13 protein-coding genes are annotated in these 15,704 nt (G+C 41.0%); 9 read left to right on the top strand and 4 right to left on the bottom strand.

All coding sequences use genetic code 11. The features are described from left to right. Nucleotides 1-15: 15 nt before the first annotated feature. Entirely contained in the window at nt 16-2,283 is a 2,268-nt protein-coding gene (locus tag FD723_RS03840) for a bifunctional (p)ppGpp synthetase/guanosine-3',5'-bis(diphosphate) 3'-pyrophosphohydrolase (RefSeq protein WP_179064163.1), read from the bottom strand. A gap of 297 nt (nt 2,284-2,580) precedes the next feature. Between FD723_RS03840 and patD the strand changes: the two genes are divergently transcribed. From patD to FD723_RS03825, 3 genes are all read left to right on the top strand, one after another. Further along, nucleotides 2,581-2,934: a heterocyst frequency control protein PatD gene (patD, locus tag FD723_RS03835; RefSeq protein WP_179064162.1), complete on the top strand. Its 354-nt coding sequence runs from the start codon at nt 2,581-2,583 to the stop codon at nt 2,932-2,934. 333 nt (nt 2,935-3,267) lie between these two features. After that, entirely contained in the window at nt 3,268-3,405 is a 138-nt protein-coding gene (locus FD723_RS03830) for a hypothetical protein (RefSeq protein ID WP_179064161.1), read from the top strand. A gap of 126 nt (nt 3,406-3,531) precedes the next feature. Continuing rightward, a complete protein-coding gene (locus FD723_RS03825; protein ID WP_179064160.1) occupies nt 3,532-4,071 on the top strand; it encodes a hypothetical protein in 540 nt (179 codons plus the stop codon). Between the two features lie 33 nt (nt 4,072-4,104). Here FD723_RS03825 and FD723_RS03820 read toward each other — a convergent pair whose 3' ends face one another. Beyond that, nucleotides 4,105-5,949, bottom strand: coding sequence for a S8 family peptidase (locus FD723_RS03820; RefSeq protein WP_179064159.1), 1,845 nt, complete (start codon nt 5,947-5,949; stop codon nt 4,105-4,107). A 120-nt stretch (nt 5,950-6,069) separates the two neighbouring features. Here FD723_RS03820 and FD723_RS03815 point away from each other — a divergent pair, with 120 nt between their 5' ends. Continuing rightward, the gene (locus FD723_RS03815; protein ID WP_179064158.1) at nt 6,070-6,516 is read left to right on the top strand and encodes a hypothetical protein; all 447 of its coding nucleotides are present in this window, start codon (nt 6,070-6,072) and stop codon (nt 6,514-6,516) included. Between the two features lie 96 nt (nt 6,517-6,612). On the opposite strand, the gene FD723_RS03810 is transcribed toward FD723_RS03815, so the two are convergent. Further along, complete coding sequence (locus FD723_RS03810) at nt 6,613-7,068, bottom strand: EVE domain-containing protein (RefSeq protein ID WP_179064157.1); 456 nt, start codon at nt 7,066-7,068, stop codon at nt 6,613-6,615. Between the two features lie 129 nt (nt 7,069-7,197). Continuing rightward, nucleotides 7,198-7,842, bottom strand: a complete 645-nt coding sequence (locus FD723_RS03805) for a class I SAM-dependent methyltransferase (protein WP_179064156.1) — start codon at nt 7,840-7,842, stop codon at nt 7,198-7,200. A gap of 250 nt (nt 7,843-8,092) precedes the next feature. On the opposite strand from FD723_RS03805, the gene FD723_RS03800 reads away from it, so the two are divergent. The 5 genes from FD723_RS03800 (at nt 8,093) to FD723_RS03780 (ending at nt 15,607) form a co-directional block, all read left to right on the top strand. Then, the gene (locus FD723_RS03800) at nt 8,093-9,751 is read left to right on the top strand and encodes a glycosyltransferase family 39 protein (protein ID WP_179064155.1); all 1,659 of its coding nucleotides are present in this window, start codon (nt 8,093-8,095) and stop codon (nt 9,749-9,751) included. Nucleotides 9,752-9,825: 74 nt separating this feature from the next. Further along, on the top strand, nt 9,826-10,293 hold the full coding sequence (locus tag FD723_RS03795) for a MarR family winged helix-turn-helix transcriptional regulator (protein WP_179064154.1): 468 nt from the start codon (nt 9,826-9,828) through the stop codon (nt 10,291-10,293). A gap of 159 nt (nt 10,294-10,452) precedes the next feature. Next, the gene (locus tag FD723_RS03790; RefSeq protein WP_179064153.1) at nt 10,453-11,922 is read left to right on the top strand and encodes an HlyD family secretion protein; all 1,470 of its coding nucleotides are present in this window, start codon (nt 10,453-10,455) and stop codon (nt 11,920-11,922) included. A 92-nt stretch (nt 11,923-12,014) separates the two neighbouring features. Next, on the top strand, nt 12,015-12,494 hold the full coding sequence (locus tag FD723_RS03785) for a Uma2 family endonuclease (protein WP_179064152.1): 480 nt from the start codon (nt 12,015-12,017) through the stop codon (nt 12,492-12,494). A 419-nt stretch (nt 12,495-12,913) separates the two neighbouring features. After that, nucleotides 12,914-15,607 (top strand): PAS domain S-box protein, encoded by a 2,694-nt coding sequence (locus tag FD723_RS03780; protein WP_179064151.1) that lies wholly within the window; start codon nt 12,914-12,916, stop codon nt 15,605-15,607. The last annotated feature ends 97 nt before the right edge of the window (nt 15,608-15,704 follow it).

Genomic DNA, 15,704 nt, shown 5'->3' with positions numbered 1-15,704 from the left:
TACCAATTAATACACTTACTCGTCTATTTGACCAACGCGGCGGATATTCAAAATGTCGCTCATTTTTTTAATTTGGACGAACACTTGCTCTAATTGAGAGCGATCGCGTATATCTATTCCTAAGTCCATCAATGCAGGTTGACCAATAGAGGTTTTCACCTGGGCATGGCGGACGTTGATCCCTTGGTCACTCAAGCGTGACAAAATATCCTTTAGTACCCCTACACGATCCAGGGCTTCAATTTGTACATCCACTGGGTACGTGTGCGGACGACCACTATTTTCGGCGACTGGGTTCCATCTAACTGGTACTAGGCGTTCATACTCCACACACTCCAGATTATTGCAGCCTTGGCGATGAATTGAAATCCCCCTACCTCGCGTCACCACACCAATAATCGGTTCGCCAGGAATCGGGGTACAACACCCAGCTAAATAATACATCAACCCTTCCACCCCAACAATTGGCGAATCAGTGGAGCGAGAAGTACTTGGAGGCGCATCTCGCAAAGCTTTTGAACTTGGTTCTTTGGGGATAAATGGCGACACAGTGGCAACTGGTTGTTGTCCCTTTGCTACTTCTCGCCAACGATTTAGCACTAGGTTCAACGTAATTTCTCCGTAACCTAAACCAGCGAGTAAATCGTCCACGCTATGGTAGTTACACTTTTCAGCAACAATCTGCATCGCATCCGACTTCAGTAAACTATCAAAACCAGTTTTACCAAGTTCCTTTTCTAACAACTCCCGTCCACGGGCGATATTTTCTTCTCGGCGCGATCGCTTGTACCATTGTTTAATCCTATATTTCGCCGCCGAAGTTCTAACAAAGTTCAACCAATCCAAACTTGGATGGCAGTTCTTTTGAGTCAGAACCTCGACAATATCACCATTTTGCAGCCGCGTTGACAGTGGAACCATTCGCCCATTCACCCGCGCCCCTGAACAGTGGTTTCCTACTTCTGTATGAATGCGATAAGCAAAATCTACAGTTGTAGCACCAGGACTTAAAGGAACAACATCCCCCTTAGGGGTGAAGACATAGACATCATCTTCAAATAAATTATCTTTGACGCTATCAAGATATTCTTGTGCGTCCTTGAGATCGGTTTGCCATTCCAGCAGTTGCCGCAGCCAAGTAAACTTGTCATCTGTGCCTGTCAAATGGCTAATACTAGAGCCACCTGTTTCTTTGTACTTCCAATGGGCGGCAATCCCATACTCGGCGATGTGATGCATTTCAATTGTCCGAATTTGCACCTCTAAAGGACGGCCAGTTAATCCAATCACCCCAGTGTGCAATGACTGGTAACGGTTAGGCTTTGGTAATCCGATATAGTCCTTAAATCTCCCAGGAATTGGGCGAAAAGCATCATGAACCACCGCCAACGCCCGATAGCAATCCTGATTGGTCTGAACAATAATCCGCAGTGCCGCCAAATCGTAAATTTCATGAAATTCCTTTTGCTGCCGATGCATTTTTTGATAAATGCTATAAAGGTGCTTGGGACGACCACTGATATCTTGAAAGACGATTCCGGTTTGCTGCAAACGTTCTCGCAAAATGTCTGTAGCTTTGGCCAGTTTCTCTTCTCGCGCCGTCCGTTTTTCGGAAACATACTCTTGCATTTGGCGAAAGGCTTCCGGTTCCAAATACTTAAAAGCTAAATCTTCCAGTTCCCATTTAATTCGCCAGATCCCCAGGCGATTGGCTAAAGGCGCGAATATATCTCGCGTTTCCTGGGCACTGCGGCGGCGGCTGGCTTCTGACATATATTGTAAAGTTCGCATATTATGCAAACGATCTGCCAATTTCACCACAATTACCCGAATATCTTGCGCCATTGCCAAAAACATCCGCCGGAAGTTTTCGGCTTGGCTTTCGGTTTTGCTGGTGAAATTAATCTTAGAAAGCTTGGTGACACCTTCCACCAATTGGCGCACTTCTGGACCAAAGCGTTCTTCTATTTCTTGACTTGTGACTTCTGTATCTTCGACAACATCATGGAGAAATCCAGCTGCTATCATAGCAGCACTACCCCCCAAGTCACGCAGCAAGTCAGCTACAGCAATGGGATGAGCAATATATGGTTCTCCAGATTTGCGGTATTGACCTTGATGCAGTTGGTAAGCAAATTCAAATGCGCGACCAATTAATACTGCATCACTATGCCTTCGGTCATCTTCAGCTGCGTCGTTACTTGTCGATGACTCCTTCAAACATTTTTTCAACCATTCCGGAATGGCTAGATCAACTGATGAATTAATAGCTAGACTGCTCATAAGATAGGGTTTAGAGTGGATCGGTAGATAAGTGAAAAATAAATAAAACTGGCAGCATCGCCTTAAGAAGATGCTGTCACCCAGAGAAGGGTAGAAAAAGCAGTGTCAGGATGATTCTCTAATTGCTTATGGTAGTCATCCAATTTGAGTTTCATGGATCGTAAAAAAAAGAACAGCCATTGATGGCAAACAAAGCCTCAAACCATGATTTGAGGCTTTTAATGGTGATAAGTCTTTAAGAAAGTTTATTGTAGAAGAAAAATTACTTGACATTAATACTATCTTAACTAGCACTGGATGTCTTTAAACCCTGAGAAATATGTGGCATTCGTAACCTTGTTAGAGCAATTACGCTCCGATGCCACAACTACCCAAATCGTTGCGCCAGAACTGCGGCAGCGTGTAGCCACATTGCAGCAGTTTTTCGGGCAGCAGATTGTGCCTTTGGCTGATGAAAACTGGCGAGTGCAGTCTTATCAAACGGAAATGAGCAAGCAATTGCGCTTGTTGGCAATAGATGTGATGTTTTTGCAAGGAGCGCGGCAAGCATCGACTGCACAAACGAGACTTCAAGCGATTAGCGATCGCTTGACAACCCTGATTCAATACTGTGATGCTATTCTGCAACCAGAAGCGGAGGGAGAAAAATAACAATTGTTCACCTTTTTCTCTAATTTCTCCATCATCTCATTTATGACCTATAGTGGAAAGTTATTTTGCTAACAAGTTGAATAGGGCATTGGGCATTGGGAATTGAAAAGAGGCAGGGGACAAGAGGGACAAGAGCAGGGCTGTTTCATTCCACAAGGTAAAGCAGTTTGTCAATATCATGAGAGATAAATCTCTGGGCAATTGTGATGGAAGTATAACCATTTCGACGAAGTATGTTGAGTGCGATCGCCCTGATATTGATACTATGCTGACAAAATTTTGGCTAGATGAATCGTAGTTTTTCACCGTACCCTTGAAGGTGAGAAATATGGAATGAGTCCACACTTCCTAAAGCAGGAACATGATATTGTTTTTCATTTCGGTTGTGTGGACACAAAAGCTACACTCTGGTTTAGTGGATGGGGAGTTAATCGAGAAGATGGCATTATTCATCAAAGACCGATATCTTAATGGAGCGGCTAAGGTAGGGACAAAAGACAACAGCTTTGTCCGGGAACTACGATCGCTAATGACATCGCCCTGGAGCGATTTGACTCAACACTGGAAATGTCGGTTTAGAGCAGCGGGAAAAATTCGGTGGTGGTCACGGAGGCGATCGCTCCGAAGCCAAAATACGAATATAACCTTCTGGAACTTTGGAACAAGTTCACCGACTACCAAGAAACCCAGATTGAGCAAACAACCATCCTGAATCGCTACAACCGCGTGCTTCTATTCACACAGCGACTTCCTACGCATTTCCTCGATGACGCGGTGAAAATTAGAGATTGGTTGCTGGGTAGCACTACGCGAAAAATGGCTTGGATACTGGTCAATCATTACAGCCAGTGTTGTGAGTGGGCCGTCACATCTCAACTGATACCTGACAACCCTTTTAAAAAGTTAAAGACCAAGGAACCTAAGAAAAAAACTATCAGCGAAGACCGTCGAGCGTTCACCCTGAGCCAGAGAGATTTAATTATAGAAGCCTTTGAAAATCACTCTAAATATTCTCACCCGATGGATTGGGGACAAGGTAGAAACCGTTTTGAGATATTACTGCCATCCACAGGTAGTGGAGGCAGATTGCCCAGATTTTTAGTTTCTACTCAAATGCTACTCAAAACTTGGTTGTAAAGCCTTAAACCTTGGGCTGTGAGGTAGTCTTTTCTAAGCATGTTCGTTTTTCAATGCTAAACGAGCAAGTCCATAACAGATTAGGGCGTTGGCGATGAGGAAGAGGCGTGCTATGTTACCACTTCCTAAACCCCAAACAGATGGATCTAAAAATGCACTTACTGTCAAGCAGGCTGCTACACCTAATGTTGAACCAATGGCAAACAATTTCCAGCTAGGATGCCCCAGCAACAATGCCATTAACACAATGGGAATCAGTACGCTGGCAAATAGGGGATTCAATGCATCAGTTCCCTGGAGGGTATTACCTAGTTCGGGAATTGAACTGCCCAAAACCCGGAAAGGCCATTGGGGAAGATCAAAAATATAGATTCCCTTGAGGAAGAATAACCCAGAACTACCGGCAATTAGTCCACTGGATAAAGACCAACTCCAAGTGAAGGGGAAGTAAACGCGTAAAAACCAAGCCAGCAAATAGGAACCAACTACCATTAAAATCTTGGGTAAGAGTGCGATCGCACCACCATCAATCCAAAAGCCGGGGTTAAGATAGCCGCTATCCCGTAACCACCGAAAGAAATCTGGAAAACTGATTTGTCCGCTAAAGGCTAGTTTGACTGCTGCTTCTGCATTGAGTTGTCCAGCGCCATAATAGTTCAAACCATCATCCTGAATGACTCGTGCTGACTGCTTGAGGACTTTTAAAACTTCATCTGGTTCTTTGATGCCAGCAGCTTTGATTAATGCCGCAACACCAGCAACGTGGGGAGCAGCCATACTTGTACCCTGGAAGCCTAGAAATACGCCTTCACCCTTTTCATCGATGGTTTCTTGGAGAATTTTACCAGCTTCACTACCACCAGGAGCAGAGATATCTACCCCAGCACCAAAGTTAGAATAGGACGCTCTTTCGCCATCTGGGCCAATTGCCGAAACACCGATGACGTAGGGATAGCGGGCTGGATAGCTTGCTCCGTTGGTGTTTTCATTTCCAGCTGCGGCAATAATAACAACACCTTTTCTATGGGCATACTCGATCGCTTGTTTCATCAACTGGCTTTCACCAGTACCGCCTAAGCTCATATTAATCACATCTGCGCCTTTATCAGCAGCAAATTTAATCGCTTCGGCAATATCGGCAACAGTACCACCGCCATAAGAACTGAGTACCTTCAGCGGCATCAGGCTGGCTTCGTAGGCAATTCCTGCAACACCATATTTATTATTTGTGGCTTGGGCAATAGTTCCGGCAACATGAGTACCGTGACCATTATCGTCTGTGGCTTCTTCTCGATCGTTTACAAAATCGTAGCCCTTGACGAATTTTGTCTCATACAAGTCGCGAACCTTGGTAATCCCGGTGTCAATGACTGCGACTGTGATACCACTGCCTTTAGTTTGACTCCATGCACCTTCAATACCAATTTTGTGCAAGTTCCACTGTTTGCTGTAATATTGGTCATTGGGGCCAGTTAATGAAGGATTTGCTTCTTCATCTTCTTGGGGTGTTAAAAATTCACCTAGCCAAGCGGTTTTACCTGGTTGGGGAATCTTTCTGTAGATATAGTTTGGTTCAATGAATTGTGTCGCTTGGGCAAACTGAGATTTTTTCAGTTCTTGCAGCCGTTGGCGATCGCCCTTGATAATATAAACATGATCTTTTTCTGAAAACTTGTTGTCTAATTGGGGTGTAACGTTGTATTGTTTGGCGATCGCTTGTAGATCCTGTTCCACCACAAGTGATGGAATATCTTCCCGAAAATCAAGCAAAATCGTCTCAAACTCTCCTTTAGCTGCCAATCCCTGGAAATTCAGGAAACCAAATATGGTAGTTCCCAGCCCAATGACAAACAAGCACAATAATATAAGTTTTCTCATATTAACTCATCACCGCTTTTTGCCAGTTTGTTCACTACCATAACTTATCTGCATCAATTGTTGGTAGATTTTGCACTTTTAGTTACAAGTCTCACTTCATGACTCAGGATTTTTTTAACGATGGAACGTGGTCTTTTGTGGTTGCCCCTGTTAGTAATGTTTTTCTGGTTAGCTTGGCAAGGCTCGAAAGAGTATCAAAAAGTTGAAGCTTATCGCATTTGGGCAGAGCAATTTGAACGGGCTAAGTATGATATTTATGCTGTATTAGGTCAAAAAGGCAACAATATAACTTGGGGAAAACCCACGCCTCAAGGACCGATTAAACTAGAAACATTCTCCTTGCTTGATATCAAACAAATCCAAGTTTTAGTAGATGAGAAATCAGTAGATGTAAACAATCCACCAGAGAAAGGTCGTTCTATAGAATTAGAATTTCTATATTCCAAATCTACTAACTCAGTGCGGGTTCCGTTTACAGAAATCCCTTTGGCGGCGGAATGGGGTAAGTTTTTGCAGAGGGTATTACAAGAATTGCAATCGAAAATACAGCAGTTTCCAAATGATTGAAGAAGAATTCTGACTCCTGACTCCTAAATTCTGTTTGATAAAATACTTACGCTGTATTCATTTTTAATCTTTAATTTTTAATTCCGCCTTGCAGTACTAGGAGATTTTCATCGCCAGAATCTTCAACGCTACTGCTTCAGGAACGGGCATCACCAATAACCGATTTCCTTGTTTCACCACCATTAGCTCTTCGGCGGTAAACTTCTCTTTGAGTGTTGATAGCAAGATAGGGTTAGAAAAAGTTTCAACAAATTCTACTACAACTGTTTGCCAACGAGGGGATTCGGGACTTGACTTCGGGTCGTAGTATTTACTTTTTGGTTCAAACTGAGTGGGGTCAACAAGATCTTTTTTCACCACACGCATTAACCCCGCAATACCGAGAGAATTAGTATTGGAATGATAGAAAAAAGCTAAGTCTCCTTCATCCATTTGGCGCAAAAAGTTGCGAGCTTGATAATTGCGAATACCATCCCAAATAGTCTTACTTTGCTGTTGAAGGTCAGCAATGCTATAGACTTCTGGTTCTGATTTCATTAGCCAATAATTCATCTATACAATTTATGGATACATTACAAAAGTATTTCAAAGAGCCAGGGTGAATAGAAGTAACGGCTATACAAACTCTCGTCCGCTTTAGCTGACTAAAGAAAATAAACCCACAGAGGTGGGTTTGCACTTTTAACTGCGGTAAGCTATGACGGCATAAAATGGATCTCCTCCAGCTGCACCTAACCACTGTAAGAAATTTGGTAATGTTGACTTATGAGCTATAACTTCTGCGGTTGTAAATCCGGGGATTGAGGCAAAGTACTCTTTGACTAATTCCACTCGAGCGGTTTCTGAAGCCTCCCGCCAAGCTTGAATCGCCTTTTCAAAAAACATCCGGTTAGAAAAGCTGATAATTGCGACACCACCGGGTTTCAAGATGCGGTAAATTTCAGAAAATACGGCTTCTGGATATTGGACATACTGCACAGATACGCAGTTGAGAACAGCATCAAAATCTTCATCTGGTAATGGTAGCTGCGGATTGTCGTTAAGATTTTGCACGAAGTAATGATTTAAGCGGGGATTACGTGCCAGTTCCTCGGCGTTGAGTCCATGTCCCTCTACATGGGAAAACGGCATCTCTTCTGGCAAATGAGATACCCAGCTGCTCATCATATCAAAAATGCGGGTGTTGGGTTTCAGGCGATCGCGATATAAATCCGTTAGCTGTTGAATAAATCCTTCATCGACATGGGTGACGAAGCGGGGATAGGCATAGAATAGCTTATCATCTGTATCGTCTAATTTCAGGCGTTGATTCGGTCTTAACTGCATAAATCTCTGTTTTGGAGAACTTTTCGGAAAATTACGGCAATCTCAGGTATTTTTCAAAAATCACTATGTAAGATATTTTAATAACAGCAGGACATTTAAGAATTCAAAATTCAAAATTCAAAATTCAAGACATTTCAGACGGGAATTTAAACTCCTACTGAGACTGATACTACATATAAATGTAGGGGTCTTAAACCCTTAATTTGACGATAAATGAGTCTAAATAGCAGCATTCAATTTTATCAATTCAATGTTCAATAAACTACACTTGCTGCAGTATCTTTTGCGACAAATCCGCCTAGTGGGATTATTACCCTATTTGAGTTTGTTCACTTGGATACTGCCCTTATTATTGTTTACTTCTGGTAACAATAGTCTGATGGCACATGATGAAGCACTTTACGCATCGCGTGCCCGTTTGATGTTTGATTCTGGTAATTGGATGACTCCTTGGGAAAATGCACATCATAAAACCCCTGGCCCTTATTGGTTAATTGCCAGTTTCTACAAGCTGTTTGGGATGAGTGATATTAGTGCGCGTATTCCTAGTATGGTTGCTGGCATTTTTAGCTTATGGCTTGTATATGAAATTGGCAGAATTATGCTAGGCAAAAAAATAGCTTGGTTAGCTGCTGCAATTTTAAGTGTGGAATTTCTCTGGCTACAATACTGCCGTTTAAGCACACCTGATGTCCCAATGATTTTCTTGGTACTTTTAGCTATTTATTCTTTAATAAAAACGGAGTTATACCCCAAATATCGCTATTTTTGGAGTTTTATCGCTGGCTTGAGTTTAGGTTTAGGCTTCTTAGTCAGAAGCTTTATGATTTTTTTACCAATTATAGCTTTATTGCCTTATTTAATTTGGGAACATCACCGTCATCGTCATCTTGCTAACCCAATTTTCTATCTAGGCTTTTTAGTAGGTTTAATCCCTACCTTTGTTTGGCTGTGTTTCAGCTGGCTTCGCTACGGCAATAATAGTTTTGAGGAGTTACTTAAGTTTGTTGTACAGCTAGGTTCTGATGACTCTTATAATCACGGGCCACTGTTTTATGTATGGAATATTCTTTTAAAAGCATTTCCCTGGGCTTTTTTGGGAATTTTAGGTTTGTTTTTGACTCTCCATCGTCCAATTAAGCGTTACCAGTTAATATTAGTTGGCTTTCCACTTACTCTATTTGTAGAACTTAGTCTTTTTAACACTCGTTACCCTCACTATGGTCTTTGTCTTTATCCCTTTGTAGCTTTGTTTGCATCTGTGGGGTTAAGCTGGTTAGGCAATATTTACCAGACAGGGATTTACTCACAATTTCCTCTTCAAAAAAGTAAAAATAAGATATTAAACTTTTTTGCAAGGAATAATCTTCCTCGAAATCTTAGTTATGGCTTTGGTGGATTCGGTGTTTTACTTGTAATTGCAAGTACTATTATTCTGACTTGGGGTAGTTATGATATCCGCAAGTATGCAGCTATTGGCTTGGCTATGGGCTTGGGTTGGTTAATTTTACCTGTAGTCTGGATTAGTCGTTACCACTTTGGTAAAAAGTTTCTCACCGCACGTTATTGGATTGCAGGATGGTTAATTCCCTGTTGGTTGGCTTTGGCGACGATGGGTAGCATTGGTATGTTCAGTGACTATAACCCTGTTTTGAGAACTTTTTTACAACAAAGTGCGATCGCCTCTATTGTCCAATCTCATCCTACCTACTATGTGCAAATAGACCAGAAAACCCAAGCACTGTTTGAGTTCTATCTTCCTATTCATGCCAAACAAGTAGCCTCTATTTCCCAAATACCAGCTTTGAGCTATGCTTGGATATATACTGACCAGTCCCCTAAATTGTCTCGGCCCCACCGTATTATCAGTACAGTTAAAGAGTATCAGTTAATTCAATTTCTTTCCTAAGATAGATGCAATGCATCTATTGCTAAAAAAGACTAATTTAGTTATAATAGTACGCACACTAAGTATTTTACTAAATGGTTTCTACATCTAATCACTCCCCAACATTAGAGTCGTGGCAGCAAAATCTCGCACCATACAACTTGGGCTATAGAATCAAATTAGTCTCACAACTGCTCAGTCGCAAGTTTACTGAAAGGCTAGAACCGTTTGGATTGACGCCATTTCACTGGCTGGTGTTGTGCTGTCTTTGGCAAGAAGATGGTTTACCTACTTCTAGTATTGGGGATAAACTCAAACAAGTGGGAGGCACTTTAACAGGCGTACTAGATCGGATGGAAGAACGTGGTTTAGTGCGTCGAGAACGCGACACCCACGATCGCCGCATCTGGCGAATCTGGCTCACAGATGCAGGTAAGGAACTAGAAGCTGTGTTACCGCCAATCGCCGCAGCTGTGCGTGATGAAGCGATGGAAGGTATTTCTTTTGCTGACCGAGAACTGTTTTCTCAAATGTTGAATCGGGCGATCGCTAACCTATCTTAAAGATGATCCCACAATCACCCGACCGGGGGAGGCAGTGTAAACATTTATTTTGAGATAATATTACGCATACTAAGGAAATAAAATTTTTCAGGAAATACTACGCATTCTAAATAAACGATTATCAATCAAATTATCGAACGAGGAAGGGAGTGAAGAATCATGGGTACTAATACTTTGAACGGACGCAACGGACACAAAACCCCAATTTTAGAAAAAGAAGTGATTCCTGATTCAGAGACTTTAGAAACTGTTACCGCACAGACATCTGCAACAGCAGAAGCACCTGTTGTTGTAACTCCTGAGATCGAAAAAGAAGTTCCACCGAAGCGCAAAAGACCGACTGGTTTAATTTTGGCAGGATTAGGCGTGGGTGCGATCGCCGCAGGTGCTTTTGGTTATCATTACTGGCAATATGCCTCCACCCACCAGGAAACAGATAACGCCACCGTTGCGGGAAACATTCACCAAATTAGTAGCCGCATTCCTGGAACTGTAAGTCAGGTGCTAGTGAATGATAACCAACTGGTGCAACCAGGACAATTGTTAGTGGAGTTAGATCCACGGGACTATCAAAGTCAGGCACAACAAGCACAAGCCGCCCTAGAAAATGCTCGTGGTCAGGCACAAGCGGCTCAAGCAAATATTGCTTTAACTTCACAAACCACTACTGGTAAGACAACTCAAGCGCAAGGTGATGTCAGTGGTGCAGTAGCAGCAATTTCTACAGCCCAAGCAGCAGTACAAGAAGCCCAAGCAGGGATACCAGCAGCCCAAGCTGAAGTCAGACTCGCCCAAGCGGGGATTCCCGCCGCCCAAGCGCAGGTAGCGCAAGCAAATGCCAATTTGGAAAAAGCTAAAACAGATTACAATCGTTACAACGAGTTGTATAAATCAGGTGCGATCGCTCGTCAGCAATTAGATACAGCCAAAGCCGCTTATGATGTAGCGACGGCACAAAAAAACGCTGCAATTCAGGGAGTAGAACAAGCCCAAGCTAAATTAGCCTCCGCGAAAGTTGGTGTTGCCAAAGCCCAATCTCAATTAGCACAGGCGCAAGAGAATGTCACCAACGCCCAAGCTAAATTGGCAGCATCCAAGGGAGGATTGCAACAAGCTACCGCAGGCGGACAAGATACAACAGTTAAACGTAGTCAATACGAAGCGGCAAAAGCGGCGATCGCGCAATCAGAAGCATCGCTCAAAGACGCCCAATTGCAACTATCTTATGCCAATATTACCGCCCCCAGTGCCGGACGCATCGGTAGGAAAAACGTGGAAGTTGGCAACCGAGTTGCGGCGGGAACACCATTAATGGCGATCGTGGATAACAACTATTGGGTAGTTGCGAACTTCAAAGAAACTCAATTAGAAAAGATGCACCCAGGAGAGGCAGTAGAAATTAAGCTCGATAGTTTCCCCCATCACACCTTTATTGGTCATGTTGACAGTATTTCGCCAGCTTCCGGCGCTCAGTTTGCTTTATTACCACCGGATAATGCTACAGGTAACTTTACCAAAGTTGTCCAACGCATCCCAGTAAAAGTAGTTTTCGACCAAAAGAGTATTCAAGGGTATGAATCGCGAATTACTCCGGGGATGTCTGCGGAAGTTGCTGTGGAAGTCAAATGAAGAGTGCTGAGTCAAGGAGGCAGGAGGCAGGAACTTTCAAGGGTAGGTATTTAACAAAGGTGTATTTTTGCAGGTGAAATAATTATCTAGCTTTGATCAGCAGAAATATCCAAGGTTATTACAAGCGATTAGCATTGTTTACCGTGGCTGTGGAATTCCGATTGCCTGGAAAATACTACTACTTGATTTTTAAATACTTACCCTATGTGCGCTTGTGGATACTCGGCTACAGAAGATACACATATCCAGATGTGATGGCGATCGCAGGAGAACCAGTCTATGAGAGTGACAGCACTACCACTGTTACAAATCCCTTAATAATTATTGAGGTTTTGTCAAAATCAACCAGAAGTTATGACGAATCAGATAAGTTTCGTTGTTATCGTTCAATTCCTGAACTTCAAGAATATATTCTGATTGACCAATACAAATTTTATCTTGAGCAATTTGCTAAAAACTCAGATAGTAAATGGGTACTAACTGAATATGAATCTCCCGATGCCTTGTTAACACTTGCTTCTATAAATTTTCAAATTTCATTCAGTGATATTTATGAAATGGTAAATTTTTAGATGAGTGGAGATTGAAGCATCAGTAAGAATTGAGGAAATGCAACAATATTCATAATTGTTACATTTATTAAGATAGTACTTCGCTGTTTCAGGATAATGAAAGATAAAAGTTCTGGTTAACTCAGTTTGCGTAACACTTCTTATCTTAAATTTAAACTCTAAATGTTTACTTTACAGCTTTTTAGGGAAACCTTTATTTAGTAGAGAACTAAGTTAACAACTAGCTTACTCAGTAAAAACTAGTAGGTACTTATTGGCTTTACTATCAAGTTCATTACGTTTTTATTCGTAAGTAAACAGTCTTTGTCATAACTGACATTAGGCAGTCTCTAGATTGAAACATCCTATTGGAATGGTTCTCTGAGTCTAAGGATAAACGTATTAACTTTTCTCCAAAAAGATTCATACCTAAAAAGCTGATGGAAGTAGTTAAAACTGAGTACAAACAATCTGAAGAAAAATACTCTCGATTTTTCTCACTTTCTATAGATTTATTGTGTATTGCTAATTTTGATGGTTATTTTAAGTATTTAAATCCAGTATGGACAAAAACACTGGGTTGGTCAATTCAGGAACTTATTGCTAAACCCTTCATCGAATTTATTCACCCTGAAGATCGTGAATTAACTATTGCAGTAGCCCAAAAAGTTATACGAACTGTAGATGCAGTTAACTTTGAAAACCGCTATCTTTGCCGGGATGGTTCCTATAAATGGTTGTCATGGAATGCGACTAGCTTCATTGAAGAAAAGTTGATTTATGCAGTAGCTCGTGACATCACTGTTAATAAACAGAATGAGATAGCCCTACAAAAATCTATCCAAGAATTAGAAGCTTTTAGATTCGCCTTAAATGCCCATTCACTAGTAGCTATTACTGATAGAACTGGAAGAATAACCTATGTCAATGACCTATTTTGTCAAGTTTCTAAATATTCTTTAGAAGAACTGCTAGGACAAGACCATCGGATTATCAATTCTGGATACCACACAAAGGAATTTTTTGCAAATTTATGGAAAACCATTACCCAAGGGAAAATATGGAAAGGAGAAATTCAAAATAAAGCTAAGGATGGAACTTTTTATTGGGTTGATACTTTGATTGCGCCAATGTTAGGAGAAGATGGAAAACCCTATCAATATGTATCAATTCGTACAGATATTACACAGCGTAAGCTTTCAGAGTTAGCTTTATTGGAGCGATCGCGCTTGTCAGTTTTGAGTGCAGAAGTCAGTTTAGCTTTATCTCAAAGTGGCACACTTCCAGAAATTCTGCAAAATTGTACAAATACGATTTCCCAATACCTTGATATCGGCTTTGTTTGTATCTGGACTTTTGAAAGACAGACAAACCAGCTACAATTACAAGCTGGCGTTCATTGCACAGATATGACTTGTAGTACTTTGAGCGATACCCAAGATTTTCCAGAACATATCGCTTTGGTCAATAATATTATTGGCTTAATGATTCAAAACCATCAAGCTATTTTTAACCAAGAACTATCAATTAATCATTCAGAAAAACTTGTAAATTCTACATTTTCAATTTCTCGATTTTCTGCTTATCCTCTGATAGTAGAGCAACAAATAATCGGTATAATCGCTTTATTTAGCAAGCAATTATTTACCGAACCAACTCATAACCTATTAAATTGGATTGCTAATAATATTGCTGTAGCTATTGACCGAATCTGGGCGCGAGAAGAACTCCTCAGCCGTCGGGAAGCCTTATTGCTGCGTCTAGCTAGTCAAATCCGCAGTTCACTTGACCTAGATATGATCCTAGAAACTGCTGTTAATGAAATTCGCAGCTTATTACAAATTGATCGTTGCTACTTTCTTTGTTATTTACCACACCCATCCCAGCCAAATCTGACTATTACCTATGAAGCACGAAACCCTAATTTAGCAAGTATGTTAGGTCACATTCCGCTGCAAAAAAGCAAATATTTAACAAATATACTTCTTTCTCAAGAGGTAATTTGTACCGACAATATTAACAGTAAATCACATCTCGATTATGATATGCAGGAATTTTTAACTGAGTTTGGGATCGCATCTCAAATACTACTACCAGTTAAGAGTAATTCTGGTGAAATTGGGGCAATTGTGTGCAGTCATTGTAGTGGCGATCGCATTTGGAATAACAGTGAAATTAGCCTACTACAAGCTGTTTGCGATCAACTGGCGATCGCCATTGATCATGCACAACTTTATACCCAAAGTCGCGCTGCTACTTTAATCGCTCAAACTCAAGCTGAAAAACTCACCGAAACCTTGCATAAATTACAGGAAACTCAATCTCAACTGATCCAGAATGAAAAAATGTCTAGCTTAGGACAATTAGTCGCTGGAGTTGCCCATGAAATCAACAATCCAGTTAATTTTATTCATGGTAACTTAACCTATGCTAACGAATACTTTCAAGAGATGTTAACACTTTTACATCTTTATCAGCAATACTATCCCCAGCCGGAAGTAGAAATTGAAGATTTCACTGAAAAAATTGATTTAGAATTCATTACTAGTGACCTTTATAAACTCCTATCTTCCATGAATATGGGTACTAATCGTATCCGTGAAATTGTTTTGGGATTGCGAAATTTTTCTCGCCATGATGAAGCAGACAAAAAACAAGTTGACATTCATGAAGGAATTGAAAATACATTATTAATATTGCATCACCGCTGGAAAGATAATGGAATCGGGTTAGATATATCTATAGTTAAAGAATATGGTAAGTTGCCCTTAGTTGATTGCTATCCTGGGCAACTTAATCAAGTATTTATGAATATTTTAACTAATGCAATTGATGCTTTAGAAGAGTCAATGGTCAGCATCAGAACAAATCATAAACCGCAAATTACAATTTGTACTGAAATTTTAGACAGTAAATTTGTTGTCATTAGAATTGCCGACAACGGATTAGGAATGGCAGAAGACGTTAGAAAGCGGTTATTCGATCCATTTTTCACCACAAAACCTGTAGGTAAAGGAACAGGCTTAGGATTATCAATTAGCTACCAAATTATAGTAGAAAAACATGGAGGAATTTTGAATTGTCTATCAGAACCAGGAAAAGGTACAGAATTCTGGATTCAAATTCCAATTTAAAAATATTCCGTCTTGAAAAATGCCACAATTTAATGTCTGTATTTTGACATTTTTAGGGGAAAACATGAAAATATCCCTCTGCACTTAACGGTTATAA

Origin of the sequence: Nostoc sp. C052 (assembly GCF_013393905.1) — a bacterium.
Classification (GTDB): Bacteria; Cyanobacteriota; Cyanobacteriia; order Cyanobacteriales; family Nostocaceae; genus Nostoc.
The sequence above is the reverse complement of the archived record's forward strand: the minus strand, read 5'-3'. Positions and strand labels throughout refer to the sequence as shown.